The following is a 16789-nucleotide window of genomic DNA, read 5'->3' as shown; positions in this document are numbered from 1 at the left end:
ATCAAGGTATGCAGGTCGGTCGTCGCTCCCCTTGCGGAACTCCGCCAGGGGAGCGACGGTTCGGCTGCATACCTAGACGAACATCCATCAGACGTTCCGCCGATACTGCCCGCCGACCTCGAAGAACGCCTCGGTGACCTGCCCGAGCGAGCAGACCCGGGCCGCGTCCATGAGGGCGGCGAAGATGTTCTCGTCGGAGGTGGCGGCCTGCTTGAGGCGTACGATCGCGGCTTCCGCCTCAGCCGAGTGGGCGGCCTGGAAGGCGTGGACGCGGTCGAGCTGGGACTTCTTCTCGGTCTCGGTCGCACGGGCGAGCTCGACGGGGCCGGCGGGGGTCCCGTTGGTGTCGCGGACGAAGGTGTTGACGCCGACGATGGGCAGGGTGCCGTCGTGCTTGCGGTGCTCGTAGAGCATGGACTCGTCCTGGATCTTGCCGCGCTGGTAGCCGGTCTCCATGGCGCCGAGGACGCCGCCGCGCTCGGAGATGCGGTCGAACTCCTTCAGCACGGCCTCCTCGACCAGGTCGGTGAGCTCGTCGATGATGAAGGAGCCCTGGAGCGGGTTCTCGTTGAACGCCAGGCCCCACTCACGGTTGATGATCAGCTGGATCGCCAACGCGCGGCGCACCGACTCCTCCGACGGGGTCGTCACGGCCTCGTCGAAGGCGTTGGTGTGCAGGGACTGGGCGTTGTCGTAGATCGCGATCAGCGCCTGCAGCGTGGTGCGGATGTCGTTGAAGTCCATCTCCTGCGCGTGCAGGGAACGCCCGCTCGTCTGGATGTGGTACTTGAGCTTCTGGGAGCGCTCCGAGGCGCCGTAGCGCTCGCGCATCGCGATCGCCCAGATCCGGCGCGCGACCCGGCCGATGACGGAGTATTCGGGGTCCATCCCGTTGGAGAAGAAGAACGACAGGTTCGGTGCGAAGTCGTCGATCGACATGCCGCGGGCCAGGTAGGACTCCACGTAGGTGAACCCGTTGGTCAGGGTGAACGCGAGCTGGGAGATGGGGTTCGCCCCGGCCTCGGCGATGTGGTAGCCCGAGATCGAGACCGAGTAGAAGTTGCGCACCCCGTTCTGGATGAACCACTCCTGGATGTCGGCCATGCAGCGCAGGGAGAACTCGGTGGAGAACAGGCAGGTGTTCTGACCCTGGTCCTCCTTGAGGATGTCGGCCTGCACGGTGCCGCGGACCGTCTGCAGCGCCTTCGCGGGGTCGACGCCACGCTCCTTCGCCTGGTCGATCACGGTGTTGAGGAAGAACGCCAGGATCGTCGGCGCGGGCCCGTTGATCGTCATCGACACCGAGGTGGTCGGGGCGAGCAGGTCGAAGCCGTCGTAGAGCGCCTTCATGTCGTCCAGCGTCGCCACCGAGACACCGGAGGTGCCGACCTTGCCGTAGATGTCGGGCCGTTCGCCGGGGTCGCGGCCGTAGAGGGTGACCGAGTCGAACGCGGTCGAGAGCCGGGTCGCGGGCTGGCCCTCGGAGAGCAGCTTGAAGCGGCGGTTGGTGCGGAACGGGTCGCCCTCACCGGCGAACATCCGCGCCGGATCCTCGTTGGCCCGCTTGTAGGGGAAGACGCCGGCTGTGAACGGGAAGAACCCGGGCAGGTTCTCGTTGCGCAGGAACCGGGTCAGCTCGCCGCGGTCGGTGTAGCGCGGCGTCGCCACCCTCGGGATGTGGTTGCCGGCCAGCGAGGTCCGGCCGCTCTCGTCGGCGGCGTACGTCTCCTTGGTCTCCTCCCACGAGGAGAGCTGCGTCCGCAGGTCGTCGGGGAGGTCGGAGGCGGGAGCCTCGAGCTCGGGGTGGTCCGCGGCGACGATCTCGTAGGCCTGCTCCTTCCGCGCCGCGGCGATGAGCTCGACGGTGCGGGCGTGGTAGTCGCGTACGTCCTCGGCGATCTCGGCCAGGTAGCGAACCCGCTTCTCGGGGATGATCGGGTGCAGACCCGTCGAGTGGCGGGTCGAGACGCGGGGGAGCACGCCCTCGCCGACCGCGAGCCCCGCCTCGGCGAGGAGCCCGCGCAGGTGCTGGTAGAGCGCGGTGACGCCGTCGTCGTCGAAGGCAGCGGCCGAGGTGCCGAACACCGGCATGTCGTCGGGGGAGGAGGTGAACGCCTCCCGGTTGCGGACGAGCTGGCGGGACACGTCGCGCAGTGCGTCCTCGGCCCCGCGCCGTTCGAACTTGTTGATCGCCACGACGTCGGCGAAGTCGAGCATGTCGATTTTCTCCAGCTGCGACGCGGCGCCGAACTCGGGCGTCATCACGTAGAGCGAGACGTCGACGAAGTCGCTGATCCCGGTGTCGCCCTGGCCGATGCCGGGCGTCTCGACGATGACGAGGTCGACCGCGGACTTCATCACCGCGAGTACGTCAGCGAAGTGCTCGGGCACCTCGTGACCGCCGCGGGTGGCCAGCGAGCGGTAGAACGTGGTCGAGCCGCCGTCGTGCATCGCGGCCAGCGAGTTCATCCGGATCCGGTCGCCCAGCAGCGCACCGCCGCCGCGTCGCCGGGTCGGGTCGATCGCGAGCACGCCGATGCGGATCTTGTCCTCCTGGTCGGTGCGCAGCCGCCGGACCAGCTCGTCGGTCAGCGAGGACTTGCCGGAGCCGCCGGTGCCGGTGACGCCGAGCACGACGGCCTGGTCGGCCTCGCGCAGCCGGGCCAGGAAGTCCTCGGGGAGCCGGCCCTGCTCGGCACCGGTGATCGCGCGTCCGATGGAGAGCCCGTAGCCCGCGATCACGCCGTTGGGGGTGATGGGGAAGGTGGGCCACAGGTCGCGGTCGATGTCGCGTACGACCGTGTTGATCATCCCCGGGAGCCCCAGCCGCTGGCCGTCCTCGGGGGAGAAGATCTTGACGCCGGAGTTGGCCAGCCGCTCGATCTCGTAGGGAACGATCACGCCGCCGCCCCCGCCCACGACCTTGACGTGGCCGGCGCCGCGCTCCTTGAGCGCGGAGACCAGATACTCGAAGAACTCCACGTGGCCGCCCTGGTAGGAGGAGACCGCGACGCAGTGGGCGTCCTCCTGGACGGCGGCGTCGGCGATCTCGGTCACCGAGCGGTTGTGGCCGAGGTGGATCACCTCGCATCCCTGCGCCTGGAAGATCCGGCGCATGATGTTGATCGCGGCGTCGTGACCGTCGAAGAGGCTGCTCGCGGTCACGATCCGCACGTGGTGCTGAGGGATGTGGAGGTCGGACATGGGCGGTGCTCCCAGGGAATAGTTGGACGTCCAAGTATTTCCAGGATAGGTCGCGAATCACATACTCGCCAGTACGCGACGTAGTCGTCTCAGCCGACCGTGTCCCCGGAGGCCGCGCGGACCTGGCTGAGCAGCGCGGTCAGGCCATGCACGTCCTCGATCCCCGGCTTCTCGAAGACCTCGCTGTTGAGCGAGACCGTGGCCGCCTCGACCGCCTCGCGGCCGGTGTCGGTGATCGCGGCGAGGACCACGCGGCCGTCGTCGGCGGTGCGGCTGCGGCGTACGAATCCTTGCTTCTCCAGCCGGGCCACGGCGCTGGTCACCGAGGCGGGGTGGACCTGGAGACGGGAGCCGAGCTTGGCCATCGGGAGCTGGCCGTCCTGGGTGAAGGAGAGGAGGCGGAGCACCTCGTAGCGGGCGAAGGAGAGGTCGTGGGGGCGCAGTGCGGCGTCGACGCGTTCCATGACCAGCTGGTGCACGCGCACGAGCGAGGTCACCAGCGCCATCCCGTCGGCGGCGTCGGCCCAGCCGTGCGCGATCCACTGCCGTTGCGCCTCGCGGATCGGATCCATGCGGGCCAGCATCACACAGAAACCTTTACGAGGGTGCGCCGAACGTCCCGAGCAGGTTGAGAATCACCGCCACGCCGATGACGGTCGCGATCACCGACAGCGTCACGACCAGGCCGACGGCGACGGAGAAGCCCGTCCCCTCGTGCCGGGTGCCGCGCTGCTGCAGCGCGTAGAGCCGGGCGACGCTGGTGATCAGCGTGCGCCCCTCCTCGGCGTCGAAACGGTACTGGTCCTGGTCGGGCACCGCCTCGGGGTCGTGCACGGTCCACACGCCCTGGTCGGTCTGCTCGTCATCGGCCTCGATGCGGCGTACGCCGGTCTTCTGGGTGTGCGGCACGTCGCCGAACCAGACGATGCTGCGGGTGTCCTCGATGATCGCGTAGGAGCTCCGCGTCGGCATCGAGACGTGGTAGGTGAAGACCCAGTTCAGCTTGGCGGCCTGCAGCAGGGGGTGCCAGCGCTCGTCGGCCAGGTCGATCTCCACGTCGAACCCGCGCGCCGTCTCGGTCGCCTTGTAGGGAGTGCCGTCGCACACGCGCGCGACATGGTCGAAGAAGGGCCTCGCATGAGGGGACACGACTCAACAGGTTATCTGCTCTGGGGACTCTGTGGGCTCACTCCGTGGCGTTGGGCGGCACGTCGATCTTGAAGTGGACCCGGCCACCGTCGACGTCGTCGACGGTGAGGATCGCGTCGTACTTCTCGCCCTCGGAGGTGAGGACGCAGGTCATCTCCGTGCCGACCTTGCCCTCGAGGTCACCGGGGCAGTCGAGGCCCTCCGGGGTGACGCCGATGGCGTTGGTGAGCTGCTCGGTCGCGATCCGCTCGACCGTCTTCTCCTGCACGTAGTCCTTGCTCGAGCCGCAGGCCGTCAAGGCCAGGGCGAGCAGAGCCGCGCCGGTCAGGGCGCCCGAGAAGGCGCGGGTGCGTGTCATGGGCTCAGCCTAGGGGTAGGCGAAGACCAGGCAGACGTACGCCGCACCAGCTCGGGCGCCGCGGAGCGCTCAGCCCACCGGGGTGAAGTCGCGCGCCCCGATGAACGTGGGCCGCGGCCTCGGGGCCGAGAACGGCTCGACCGCGGTGTTCTCCACGCTGTTGAACACCAGGAAGACGTTCGAGCGCGGGTACGGCGTGATGTTTCCGTTGGAGCCGTGCATGCAGTTGCAGTCGAACATGACCGCGCTGCCGGCGGCGCCGGCCAGCACGTCGATCCCGTAGGTGTCCGCCATCTTGGTGACCGTCTCCTGGTCGGGAGTGCCGGCGCCCTGCATCACCAGCGAGGACTTGTAGTTGTCCCCAGGCGTGGCACCGCCGCACGAGACGTACGTCCTGTGCGTGCCGGGCATGATCATCAGCGGCCCGTTGAAGGAGTGGTTGTCGGTCATCGAGATGGAGATGCTGACGGTCCGCATCCGAGGCAGACCGTCCTCTGCGTGCCAGGTCTCGAAGTCGGAGTGCCAGTAGAAGTCACCACCGCCGAAGCCGGGTTTGAAGTTGATCCGGCTCTGGTGGATGTAGACGTCCGAGCCCAGGATCTGCCGGGCTCGCCCGACCACGCGCGGGTCGGCCGCCAGCCGGGCGACGACGTCGCTGGTCCGGTGCACCTCGAAGATCGAGCGCACCTCCTGCGAGGCGGGCTCGATGATGGTGCGCTCGTCGGCCCGGGTCTCCGGGTCGGTGCTGAGCCGGCGCAGCTCGGCGCGGAGCTCTTCGACCTCCTCGGGAGTGATGAGGTCGGGGACGGTCAGGTAGCCGCGCTCGTCGTAGGAGTCGAGCGTGACCTGGTCGATGGGACCGTCGGCCGCGGTGCCCCAGACGACCTGGTCCTGTCGGGGGAGCGTGGCGAAGCCCTCCTCGAGGCGGGTGGGGTACACGTCCTCGGTGTGTTCGGTGGTAGCGGTCATGCAGTTACCTCCTTGGTCTCGGTGAGGAGCGGGTAGACGCCGTCGTCGTCGTGCACCTCGCGACCGGTGACGGGCGGGTTGAAGGTGCAGATCAGCCGCAGGTCGGTGGTGGCGGTGACGGTGTGCTTGTCGTGCTTGTCGAGCAGGTAGCACATCCCGTCCCGGATCTCGTACGTCTCTCCCGTCTCGCGGTCGAGGAGCTCGCCCTCGCCGCCGACGCAGTAGACGCACTCGATGTGGTTGGCGTACCAGAACTCGTTCGTCGTCCCGGCGGGGATGGTGGTCTCGTGGAAGGAGAAGCCGACCCCCTCGCGGGCCAGTACGATCCGGCGGCTGCGCCAAGTGCCGTGCTCGGACTCGACGCGTACGTCGCGATCGGTGTCGTCGAGGTCTTCCAAATAGGTGACGCGCATGATGTCTCGTTTCGGTTGTCGGGGAGGTCAGGCCGGGACGCCGTCGCCGAGGACGGACGCGGTGGCCTCCTCGAGGATGGCGAGACCGCGGGCGAGCTCCTCGTCGGAGATGGTCAACGGCGGCATCGTCTTGAGCACCTCGTCCTCGGGGCCGGAGGTCTCGACCAGCAGGCCGTGCTCGTACGCCGCCGTCGCGATCTTCCCGGCGGCGCTGGCGTCCGGGAAGGCGATGCCGGTCAGCAGACCGCGACCGCGGACGGCCGCGCCCTGGTACCGCTCGGCGATCGCCGTGAGCCCCGCGCGCAGGTCGGTGGCCTTCGCCTGGACCTCCTTCTGGAAGGTCTCGTCTGCCCAGTACGTCTCCAACGCCACCCGAGCAGTGACGAAGGCGAGGTTGTGACCGCGGAAGGTGCCGTTGTGCTCGCCGGGCTCGAACTGGTCCAGGTCGGGCCGGATCAGGGTCAGCGCCATCGGCAGGCCGAAGCCGGAGATCGACTTCGACAGGCAGACGATGTCGGGGGTGAACCCGGCCTCCTCGAAGCTGAAGAAGGTGCCGGTCCGGCCGCAGCCGGCCTGCACGTCGTCGAGGATGAGGATGATGTCGTGCTCGCGGCACAGGTCCGAGAGCGCCTTGAGCCACTCCAGCCGGGCGGCGTTGAGGCCGCCCTCGCCCTGGACGGACTCCACGATGATCGCGGCCGGCTTGTCGACGCCGGAGCCGCTGTCCTGGAGCACCCGCTCCAGCCACATGAAGTCGTCGACGGCTCCGTTGAAGTAGTCGTCGTAGGGGATCTTCGAGCTGTTGGTCAGCGGGATGCCGGCGCCCCGGCGCTTCATCGAGTTGCCGGTCACTGCCAGCGAACCGAGCGTCATCCCGTGGAACGCGTTGGTGAAGGACAGCACGTGCTGGCGCCCGGTCGCCTTGCGGGCCAGCTTGAGCGCGGCCTCGACGGAGTTGGTCCCGGTCGGGCCGGGGAACATCACCTTGTAGTCGAGGTTGCGTGGCTCGAGGATCAGGTCCGAGAAGGCCTGCAGGAAGTCCCGCTTGGCGCTGGTGTGCATGTCCAGCGAGTGCAGGATGCGGCCCTCGCGCAGGTAGTCGAGCAGCGGATCCAGCAGTGCGGGGTTGTTGTGCCCGTAGTTGAGCGCGCCGGCCCCGGCGAAGAAGTCCAGGAACTCGGTCCCGTCCTCGCTGGTGACGGTGGAGCCCTGGGAGTGGGTCATCACGGCGGGCCAGCTGCGGCAGTAGCTGCGGACCTGCGACTCCAGGGAGTCGAAGATCGCGGTGGCGGGTTCGGTGGTCGTCGTCATGGACATGACACCTCCGGGTGTCGTCGATCGCGAGCGTGTGGTCGAGAACGGGCCGATGCGGAACAGCAGCTCCGCGTCGTGCCCGTCGGGGAACATCGCGGCTTCGAAGAGCGGCGTGCGCTCGATCGGAGCACTGCGTGCGTCCGCGAACGAGGTGAACAGGGCGATGGAGGCCCGGTTGTCCGCGGTGATGGTCGTCTCCAGATGGCGTACGCCCTGGTCGCCGGGGAGGCGGTCGACGAGCTCATCGAGCATCCGGCGGGCCAGACCCTGGCCGCGGTGCCGCTCGTCGACGGCGACCTGCCAGATCATCAGGGTCTCCGGCTCGTCCGGGCGCCGGTAACCGATGACGAATCCTCCTGGATCGTCATCGACGGTCGCGACGATCGAGGTCGCCGCGAAGTCGCGCGCCCACAGCAGGTAGGCGTACGAGGTGTTGACGTCGAGTACCCGAGAGTCCCGTGCCATCCGCCACAGATGCTGACCGTCCTCGAGGTCCGGTGAGCGGAAGTCGACTCGGGTAGCCGACTTCGGGCGGGGCACGCTGCCAGTCGAATTGCGATGTGGCATCGCCGAACGACGCTAACAGGGTGCAGAAGGTAAGGCCCGGGGCGAGTCCGCACTCCGATACGGCGGCGTATTGAGTTGCGCGTCCGTCAGGTCGGCCGGATCAGGCAGACGTACGCCGCACCAGCTCGGGCGCGAAGACGACCCGCCGGGGGATGGTGGTGCCGCCGTCGAGCTGGGCGAGGAGGAGCCGGACGGCCTCCCTGGCCATGTCTCCTATCGGGTTCTTGACCGTGGTGAGCGGGGGAGTGGTGCGCTCGGCGATGCCGAGGTCGTCGTAGCCCACGACAGCGATGTCGTCGGGGACGCGGCGGCCGGCCCGGCCGAGCGCACGGAGTGCGCCGGCGGCCATCAGGTCGGAGGCGACCATCAGGCCGTCGATGTCGGGATGGTCGCGCAGCAGGATCTCGCAGGCGGCCTCGCCGCCGTCCTCGGTGAAGTCGCCCTCGACGACCGCGTCGGTGGCCAGCCCGGCAGCGTCGAGAGCGGCTCGCCAGCCGGCGGCCCGGTCGGTGCCGGCGCTCATGTCGATCGGGCCGGTGATGGTGCCGATGCGGCGGCAGCCACGCTCGATCAGGATGTTGGTGACCTCGCGAGCGCCGGCGATGTTGTCGGGGTCGGTGTAGAAGACCTTGTCCGCGCCCGTCAACGGCCGGCCGATGAACGCGACCGGCAGCCCGATGGCCGCGAGGTGGTCGGCGAGAGCGTCGTTGCGGTGGTGGGAGACGACGATCGCGCCGTCGACGTGCCCGCCCCGCAGGTAGCGCAGCGACCGCTGCACCTCCTCGCCCGGCTGGGCGATCAGCAGCACGACTTGCAGGTCGCGCTGGGCGAGAGCCTGGGTCACCACGTGCAGGGTGCGGGCGAAGAACGGGTCGGCGAAGACGCGCTCGTCAGACTCCGGCACGACCATCGCGACCGTGTCGGTCCGACGGGTCACCAGGGAGCGCGCGGCCGGGTTGGGGACGTAGCCCAGCGTCTGCACGGCCTCGGCCACGGCCTGGGCGGCCTTCGCCGAGACGCGCGAGCCGCCGTTGATGGCACGCGACGCGGTCGCCCGGCTGACACCAGCCAGCCGGGCGACCTCGTCGAGCGTGGGCATGTTCACGGGCGGGCCGGCACCCGGTTGTTGGCGGCGACATCGGCGAACCAGAGGCCGCTGTCCTTCGGGGTGCGTACCTGGGTCTCGAAGTCCACGTGCACGATCCCGAACCGGTGTGCGTAGCCGTAGCTCCACTCGAAGTTGTCGAGCAGGGACCAGGCGAAGTAACCCTGGACGTCCGCACCCTGCTCGATCGCGTCGAGGGTCGCGCGCAGATGCTGGTCGATGTAGTCGAGACGAGCGGTGTCGTGCACTGCCCCATCCTCGACCACGTCGTCATAATAGGCGCCGTTCTCGGTGATGTAGATCGGCGGGGCACCGTACTCGTCGCTGAGCCGGGTCAGCAGCCGGGTCAGCCATACCGGGTCGATCTCCCAGTCGCGGGCGGTCGTGGCGCGACCGGTGCGCGGGGTGACGAACTCGGCGCCGGGGTACGGGTTGCCCCGCGGCATGTCGGAGTGCACGAGCCGGCTGCCCAGCACCTGGTCGGGGTCGATCTCGAACGGCTTCGCCGCGATGGCGTTGCCGAAGTAGAAGTTGATGCCGAGCACGTCGAGCGGCGCGGAGATGACCTCCAGGTCGCCCTCGAGCACCCAGTCCTGCCACGGCCGGCCCTGGAAGGTCAGCCCCTCGGTGTCGGCGGCCAGGTCGTCGGCGTACTTGCCTCGGAACAGCGGCTCGAAGAAGACCCGGTTGTGCAGGCCGTCGATCCGTCGGGTCATGTCGACGTCCTCGGGACGGTCGGCGTCGTAGGGGTCGACGACCGTCGGGTTGAGGGTGATGCCGAGGTGCTTCCCGTTCTCCGGCGTCGCGCCGCGGCTGCGCAGCTCGTTGACCACGAGGCCGTGCCCGAGCATGAGGTGGTGGGCGGCGACGATGCCGGCCACGCCCTCCTGGCGACCCGGCGCGTGCTGGCCACCGGAGTAGCCGAGGAACGCCGAGCACCACGGCTCGTTCAGGGTCGTCCAGTTGTCGACCCGGTCGGAGAGCGCGTCGTAGACGGTCGTGGCGTACTCCACGAACCGGTAGGCGGTGTCCCGGCTGGTCCAGCCGCCCTGGTCCTCCAGCGCCTGCGGCAGGTCCCAGTGGTAGAGCGTGATCCACGGCGCGATCTCGGCCTCGAGCAGCTCGTCCACGAGCCGGCTGTAGAAGTCGAGCCCCGCCTGGTTGACCTTGCCGCCGTCGGGCCGGATCCGCGGCCACGCCGTCGAGAACCGGTACGAGGCCAGGTTGAGGCGCTTCATCAGCGCGACGTCCTCGGGCACCCGGTGGTAGTGGTCGCAGGCCACCTCACCGGTGTCGCCGTTGAGGATCGCCCCCGGAACCTTGGAGAAGGTGTCCCAGTTGCTGGGCGTACGTCCGTCCTCGTCGATGGCCCCTTCGATCTGGTAGGACGCGGTGGCCGCGCCCCAGAGGAAGCCCTGGGGGAACGTACGTGCGGGGTGGACTGGGTGTGTCGAGGAAGTCATCCCTTGACGGCTCCTTGCATGATGCCGGACACCAGATGGCGGCCGGTGGCGATGAACAACAGCAGCAACGGGATCGTCGCCATGATGGTCCCGGCCTGGAGCAGAGCGAGGTCGCTCAGGCCCTGTCCGGGTGCGATCTTGAGCTTGTCGAGCGCGGTCTGGAGGGTGGCTACGTCGGAGTTCTGCAGCACCAGCAGGGGCCACATGAAGTCCGTCCAGACGCTCATGAACGTGAACAGCGCCAAGATCGCCATCGCCGGACGTGCTGCCGGGACGGCAACCGTCCAGACGATGCGAATCTGAGAGCAGCCGTCGACGCGGGCCGCGTCGATCAGCTCGTCGGGGATCGCGTCGACGAGGTACTGCCGCATGAAGAACACCCCGAATGCGGTCACCAGCCACGGCAGCGTGACGGCCGTGAGGGTGCCGTCGAGGCCGAGGTTGCTGAACTGCTTCAGCATCGGCACCAGCGCCAGCTGGGTCGGGACCGCCAGCGTCATGACGATGAACGCCATCAGCATGTTGGACCCCTTGAACCGGAGCTTCGCGAACGCGTAGCCCGCCAGCGTCGAGAAGGCCACCACCGACAGCGCCCCGAGGCTCGAGACGATGACCGAGTTGAGCAGCGCAGACCAGAAGTCGATCTGGTCGAAGACCCGCTTGGCGTTGTCGATGAAGTGACCGCCCGGCACCAGCGGGGGCGGCGACTGGAGGGTCCTCTCCTTGGTGACCGTGCCCATGACGTACGACCAGTAGAGGGGGAAGACCGAGCCCAGGACGAACGCGGCGAGCAGCGCGTAGACCAGGAAGCCCGGCTTGTTGATGCTGTGCATCTTGCCGCTCATCGGGCCACCTCCGTAGCGCAAGCGCCAGAGTACGGACGCGGCCCGATGAAAGATCCCATGCTCGCTCGCTGACGCTCGCTCATCGGGCACCTCTGTTCTGGATCGCGCGGGTGACCATGAAGTTGAGCAGGGCGATCCCGACAATGAGCAGGAACAGCAGCCAGGCCGCGGCGGCCGCCCGGGGATAGGGGTCGGTCGCGCTGTTGGCGGTGTTGAAGACGTACATCGTCAGGGTCTGGAACTGGTAGTTCGCTCCGCCCTGGTGCTGCAGGTTGGTGTCGAAGAGCCGCGGCTCGGTGAAGATCTGCAGACCGCCCATCGTCGAGGTGACGATCACGAAGATCATCGTCGGGCGGATCGAGGGCACCGTGATGTTCCAGAACTGGCGTGCGCTGCTGGCCCCGTCGAGGGAGGCGGACTCGTAGAGGTCGCGGGAGACCGCCTGCATCGCCGCCAGGAGGATCAGCGTGTTGTAGCCGGTCCAGCGCCAGTTGACCATCGTCGCGATCGCCGTCCAGCTGGCGAAGCGGTCGGTGTGCCAGCCGATCGGGTCGATCCCGATCACGCCGAGCAGCTGGTTGGCGAGCCCGGACTTGTCGGCGAAGATCGCGCTCCAGATGAGCGCGGCCGCGGCGGGGGCGACGACGTACGGCAGCAGGACCGACATCCGCCACCAGGAGCGTCCACGCAGGTTGGTGTCGAGGAGCGCCGCGATGATCGTCGCGACGATCACCTGCGGCACCGAGGAGAGCAGGAAGATCGCGACCGTGTTGACCAGGGACTTGCGGAAGACCGGGTCGGTGATGACGTGGACGTAGTTCGCCCAGCCGACCGGGTCACCGACGGCGCCGCCGAATCGCGGCCAGGAGAAGAAGGACAGGTAGCCCGTGTAGAGCAGCGGGTAGAGGCCGATCGCCGCGAAGACGATGAAGAACGGCGCGACGAAGAGGTACGGCGCGTACTTCACGTCCCAGCGGCCGAGCCGCTGCCGCAGGGCCGAGGGGCCCTGCGACGAGCGGCTCGCCAGGGGAGATTTGTTGAGCATCGTCAGATCAGAGGTTGTCCACGGCCCCGACGAAGGTCTGCCAGGACTTCTCGGGGTCCTCACCCTCGTCGACACGCTGGATCGCGGTCTGGAAGAGGCCGAGTACGTCGGAGTACTTGTCACCCTTGAACGGGACGCCCGGCGTGACCGCGGCGGCGCGGTTGGTCAGGATCTCGGTGGTCTTGGCGTTGCCGAAGTAGGGGTCTTCGGCGTTCTCGGCCTGGAGGGTCTTCTGCGCCTCGAGGTTGCCCGGGAAGTTGCCGGCAGCCTTGGATGCGGAGACCTGCGACTCGGCGTTGGTCAGGTAGTTGGCGACCTCCTGGGCCTCCTTGGTGTGCTCGCCGCTGGCCGGGACCGCGAGGAACGAACCGCCCCAGTTGCCGCCGCCACCCGGGAAGGCGTCAGCGATCGCCCAGCCCTTCACGTCCGGTGCCGAGGACTTGATGTTGGCGAACATCCAGCCCGGGCACGGCATCGTCGCGAATCCGTCGTTGGTGAAGTTCGCCTGCCAGTCCTCGCCCCACTGGACGACCTTGGTGGACAGGGTCGGGGAGTACTTCGCGACCGTGTCGTAGACCGCCTTCAGCTCGTCGTTCTCGACGTTGACCTTCTGGTCCTCGGTCTGGAACGGGAACTCGACCTGGTTGAGCATGGCCTGCGCGACCGAGCCGGAGGCGTCGTACCACTTCGTCTTCGGGAGCTTCTTGGTGAACTGCTCGCCGGTCTTGTAGTAGGTGTCCCAGTCCTTGAAGAGGGCTGCGGCACCGGCGGGGTCGCTCGGGAGCCCGGCCTTCTCGAAGAGGTCGGCGCGGTAGCACATCGCCTCGGGGCCGATGTCGGTCGGGTAGCCGATCTGCTTGCCGTCGGTGGTCTGGCCGGCCTTGTAGGCATATTCGACCCAGCGGCCGTCGAGCTCGGGGTCGGAGATGTCGGCGAACTGCTCGTTGGCGCCCTCGGCAAGCAGCGCCGCCATGGCGTCACCCTCGACCGCGATCACGTCGGGGAGCTCGGTGCCGGCCTGGAGGGCCTTGGTCATCGACTCCTTCCAGGTGTCCCACTCGGCGATCTTGGTCTGCTTGATCTTGAAGGGACGCTCGGGGTCGGCGTTCCACTTCTTGATCTGGTCGTCGTAGCCGAACTCGCTGAAGGTGGTGATGGTCAGGGTGTCGTTCTTGCCGAGATCGGCCGACTCCTCGGAGTCGGTGCCGCAGGCCGCGACCAGGCCCGCGGTCAGGGCGACTACGGCGCTGGTGGCGAGGCCACGGCGCACGGTGGTGGAGATCTTGAACACGGGTGCTCCTGCACGTCGATGTGGGGAGTGAGAGCGCTTCCACTCTCGGGGCATGGGGAGAGTGTGAGGCTGTTCACAATGGCGTGTCAAGAGGCGTGGACAGCTCGTACTCGAATTGTGGGAGCGCTTCCACTTCTAGCGGGTGGAAATCACCGTCAGCAGGCGTGCGGCCTCGGCGGCCATGGCGTCTCGGCCCGCACCGAGATAGCGGCGCTGGTCGACCAGGGAAGGGTCGGCGGCGAGGGTCTCGCGGACCGCGGCGGTGAAGGCCTTGTTGAGCTGGGTGGCGATGTTGATCTTGGTCATGCCGGCGGCGATGGCCGACCTAAGGCCTTCGTCGCTCACGCCGGAGGAGCCGTGGAGGACGAGGGGCACCGGGACCGTGCGCCGGAGCTCCGCGATCAGCGTCTCGTCCAGGGCCGCGTCGCGGGTGGTCATCTTGTGGCTCGAGCCGACCGCGACGGCGAGGGCGTCGACGCCGGTGGCGGCGACGAACGCGGCCGCCTCGTCCGGGTCGGTGCGTACGCCGGGTGCGTGGACGCCCGCCTTGCCGCCGACCTCGCCGAGCTCGGCCTCGACGTGGGCGCCGCGGTCGTGGCAGCGGCGGGCGACGGCGGCGGTGCGGGTCAGGTTCTCCTCGTAGGCCAGCTGGGAGGCGTCGTACATCACCGAGGAGAAGCCGAGGTCGACCGCGATCCCGACCAGGCGCTCGTCGGTCGCGTGGTCCAGGTGGAGCGAGATCGGCATCGCGGCGTTCGAAGCGACCGCGATCGCGGCCTGTGCCAGCGGGGCCAGGCCGCCGTGGTAGCGCACCGCGTTCTCGCTGATCTGCACGATGACCGGCACGTTCGCGGTCTCGGCCCCGGCCGCGATCGCCTCGACGGTCTCCAGGTTGATCGCGTTGAAGGCGGCGACACCGCGGCCTGCCTCGTACGCCGCGCCGACGAGCGCGGCCGTGGTCGTGAGGGTCACTCGGCCTCCACATGCGTACGCATCATGGTGGAAGTGTCGCAGGACAGATCACAACGAAACGGCCGCCGACCCGGAGGGGGCGGCGGCCGTCGTACGAGAGGTGTCGGACCTACTTGTTGGCCTTACGGGCCCGGCTGGCAATCTTGGCCCGCTCGTTCTGGTCGAGGATGACCTTGCGGATGCGGATCTGGTCCGGGGTGATCTCGACGCACTCGTCCTCGCGGCAGAACTCCAGGCACTGCTCGAGGGAGAGCTTCTTCGGCGGGATCAGCTTCTCGAAGTTGTCGGAGGTGGCGGACCGGATGTTGGTCTGCTGCTTCTCCTTGGTGATGTTGACGTCCATGTCGTCCTGGCGGGAGTTCTCGCCGACGATCATGCCCTCGTAGACCTCGGTGGTGGGCTCGACGAAGAGGACGCCGCGCTCCTGGAGCGAGGTCATCGCGTAGGCCGAGGCAGCACCGGCGCGGTCGGCGACCAGGGAGCCGTTGTTGCGCGAACGGATCTCGCCGGCCCACGGGAAGTAGCCCTCGGAGATGTGGTGGGCGATGCCGGTGCCGCGGGTCTCGGTGAGGAAGTCGGTGCGGAAGCCGATCAGGCCACGGGAGGGGACGACGAACTCCATCCGGACCCAGCCGGTGCCGTGGTTGGTCATGCCCTCCATGCGGCCCTTGCGGTTGGCGAGCAGCTCGGTGATCGTGCCGAGGAACTCCTCGGGGGCGTCGATGGTGAGGCGCTCGAACGGCTCGTGGAGCTTGCCGTCGACCTCGCGGGTGACCACCTGCGGCTTGCCGACGGTCAGCTCGTAGCCCTCGCGACGCATCTGCTCGACCAGGATCGCCAGCGCCAGCTCACCGCGGCCCTGCACCTCCCAGGCGTCGGGACGGTCGGTCGGCAGCACGCGCAGCGACACGTTGCCGATCAGCTCCTGGTCGAGGCGGTCCTTGACCATGCGCGCGGTCACCTTGGCGCCCTTCACCTTGCCCACCAGCGGGGAGGTGTTGGTGCCGATGGTCATCGAGATGGCCGGGTCGTCGACGTGGATCAGCGGCAGCGCGACCGGGTTCTCCGGGTCGGCCAGCGTCTCACCGATCATGATCTCGGGGATGCCCGCGACGGCGACGATGTCGCCGGGGCCGGCCTCCTCGCCGGGCTTGCGCTCGAGGCCGTCGGTGATGAGCAGCTCGGTGATGCGTACGTTCTTGGTCTCGCCGCTGCGCTGCATCCAGGCCACGGTCTGGCCCTTCTTCAGGTTGCCCTGGTGGATGCGGACCAGCGCGAGGCGGCCCAGGAACGGGGAGGCGTCGAGGTTGGTGACGTGGGCCTGCAGCGGCGCACCGGCCACGTAGGTCGGGGCGGGGATCGTGTCCAGGATCGTGGAGAAGAGCGGCTCGAGGTCCTTGGAGTCGGGCAGGGTGCCGTTCTCCGGCTGCTCGAGGCTCGCCACGCCGGCCTTGCCGGAGGCGTAGATCACCGGGAAGTCGAGCGCGTCCTGGCTGTGGGAGTCGTCGAGCAGGTCCATAAAGAGCTCGTACGTCTCGTCGACGACCTCCTCGATGCGGGCGTCGGGACGGTCGACCTTGTTGACCACCAGCACGACCGGCATGTCGGCGTTGAGCGCCTTGCGCAGCACGAACCGGGTCTGCGGGAGCGGGCCCTCGGAGGCGTCCACCAGCAGCACGATGCCGTCGACCATCGACAGGCCGCGCTCGACCTCACCACCGAAGTCGGCGTGGCCGGGGGTGTCGATGATGTTGATCGTCATCCCCTCGGGCGCGGACGGCCCGGTGTAGTGGATGGCGGTGTTCTTCGCGAGGATGGTGATGCCCTTCTCGCGCTCCAGGTCGCCGGAGTCCATGACGCGGTCCTCGACCGACTCCATGGCGTGCTCGGAGAAGGCACCGGCCTGCTTCAGCATGGCGTCGACCAGCGTGGTCTTGCCGTGGTCGACGTGCGCAACGATGGCGACGTTGCGGAGATTGGCCTTGAGGGTCTCGGACATGTGCGAAGCGGCTCGATTTCTGGGGCGGGACGGGACGCCTGATCTTATCCGCCGCGACCTCCTTGACCCGCATCCGGAGATGACGCTTGGCTGGA

General features: G+C 68.4%; 14 protein-coding genes. All 14 read right to left on the bottom strand.

Annotation, left to right across the window (positions count from 1 at the left end):
- Nucleotides 1-87: 87 nt before the first annotated feature.
- On the bottom strand, nucleotides 88-3204 hold the full coding sequence (gene icmF, locus ACIA03_RS01685) for a fused isobutyryl-CoA mutase/GTPase IcmF (RefSeq protein ID WP_396978611.1): 3117 nt from the start codon (nucleotides 3202-3204) through the stop codon (nucleotides 88-90).
- A gap of 89 nt (nucleotides 3205-3293) precedes the next feature.
- Nucleotides 3294-3776, bottom strand: a complete 483-nt coding sequence (locus tag ACIA03_RS01680; RefSeq protein ID WP_396978609.1) for a MarR family winged helix-turn-helix transcriptional regulator — start codon at nucleotides 3774-3776, stop codon at nucleotides 3294-3296.
- 25 nt (nucleotides 3777-3801) lie between these two features.
- Entirely contained in the window at nucleotides 3802-4353 is a 552-nt protein-coding gene (locus tag ACIA03_RS01675) for a hypothetical protein (protein WP_396978607.1), read from the bottom strand.
- Nucleotides 4354-4390: 37 nt separating this feature from the next.
- Entirely contained in the window at nucleotides 4391-4711 is a 321-nt protein-coding gene (locus ACIA03_RS01670) for a DUF4333 domain-containing protein (protein ID WP_396978605.1), read from the bottom strand.
- 69 nt (nucleotides 4712-4780) lie between these two features.
- Complete coding sequence (gene thpD / locus ACIA03_RS01665) at nucleotides 4781-5680, bottom strand: ectoine hydroxylase (RefSeq protein ID WP_396978603.1); 900 nt, start codon at nucleotides 5678-5680, stop codon at nucleotides 4781-4783.
- Nucleotides 5677-6093: an ectoine synthase gene (locus ACIA03_RS01660; RefSeq protein ID WP_396978602.1), complete on the bottom strand. Its 417-nt coding sequence runs from the start codon at nucleotides 6091-6093 to the stop codon at nucleotides 5677-5679. Before ACIA03_RS01660 ends, thpD begins: the two co-directional genes overlap by 4 nt.
- A 27-nt stretch (nucleotides 6094-6120) precedes the next feature.
- Nucleotides 6121-7947 (bottom strand): diaminobutyrate--2-oxoglutarate transaminase, encoded by a 1827-nt coding sequence (ectB, locus tag ACIA03_RS01655; RefSeq protein ID WP_396978600.1) that lies wholly within the window; start codon nucleotides 7945-7947, stop codon nucleotides 6121-6123.
- Between the two features lie 127 nt (nucleotides 7948-8074).
- Entirely contained in the window at nucleotides 8075-9073 is a 999-nt protein-coding gene (locus ACIA03_RS01650; protein ID WP_396979874.1) for a LacI family DNA-binding transcriptional regulator, read from the bottom strand.
- Between the two features lie 2 nt (nucleotides 9074-9075).
- Entirely contained in the window at nucleotides 9076-10542 is a 1467-nt protein-coding gene (locus ACIA03_RS01645; protein WP_396978598.1) for a glycoside hydrolase family 1 protein, read from the bottom strand.
- Nucleotides 10539-11387: a carbohydrate ABC transporter permease gene (locus tag ACIA03_RS01640; protein ID WP_396978596.1), complete on the bottom strand. Its 849-nt coding sequence runs from the start codon at nucleotides 11385-11387 to the stop codon at nucleotides 10539-10541. The genes ACIA03_RS01645 and ACIA03_RS01640 overlap by 4 nt, the downstream gene beginning before the upstream one ends.
- Before the next feature lie 79 nt (nucleotides 11388-11466).
- Entirely contained in the window at nucleotides 11467-12432 is a 966-nt protein-coding gene (locus tag ACIA03_RS01635) for a carbohydrate ABC transporter permease (protein ID WP_396978594.1), read from the bottom strand.
- 7 nt (nucleotides 12433-12439) lie between these two features.
- The gene (locus tag ACIA03_RS01630; RefSeq protein WP_396978592.1) at nucleotides 12440-13723 is read right to left on the bottom strand and encodes an ABC transporter substrate-binding protein; all 1284 of its coding nucleotides are present in this window, start codon (nucleotides 13721-13723) and stop codon (nucleotides 12440-12442) included.
- Nucleotides 13724-13858: 135 nt separating this feature from the next.
- Nucleotides 13859-14695 carry a ketose-bisphosphate aldolase gene (locus ACIA03_RS01625; protein ID WP_396978590.1) on the bottom strand — a complete coding sequence of 279 codons (837 nt, stop codon included), beginning with the start codon at nucleotides 14693-14695 and terminating at the stop codon, nucleotides 13859-13861.
- Nucleotides 14696-14804: 109 nt separating this feature from the next.
- Complete coding sequence (typA, locus tag ACIA03_RS01620; protein WP_396978588.1) at nucleotides 14805-16694, bottom strand: translational GTPase TypA; 1890 nt, start codon at nucleotides 16692-16694, stop codon at nucleotides 14805-14807.
- Nucleotides 16695-16789: the final 95 nt, after the last annotated feature.

The organism is Nocardioides sp. NPDC051685 (genome assembly GCF_044453405.1).
GTDB lineage: Bacteria > Actinomycetota > Actinomycetes > Propionibacteriales > Nocardioidaceae > Nocardioides.
This window is presented reverse-complemented; position numbering and strand designations above follow the sequence as displayed.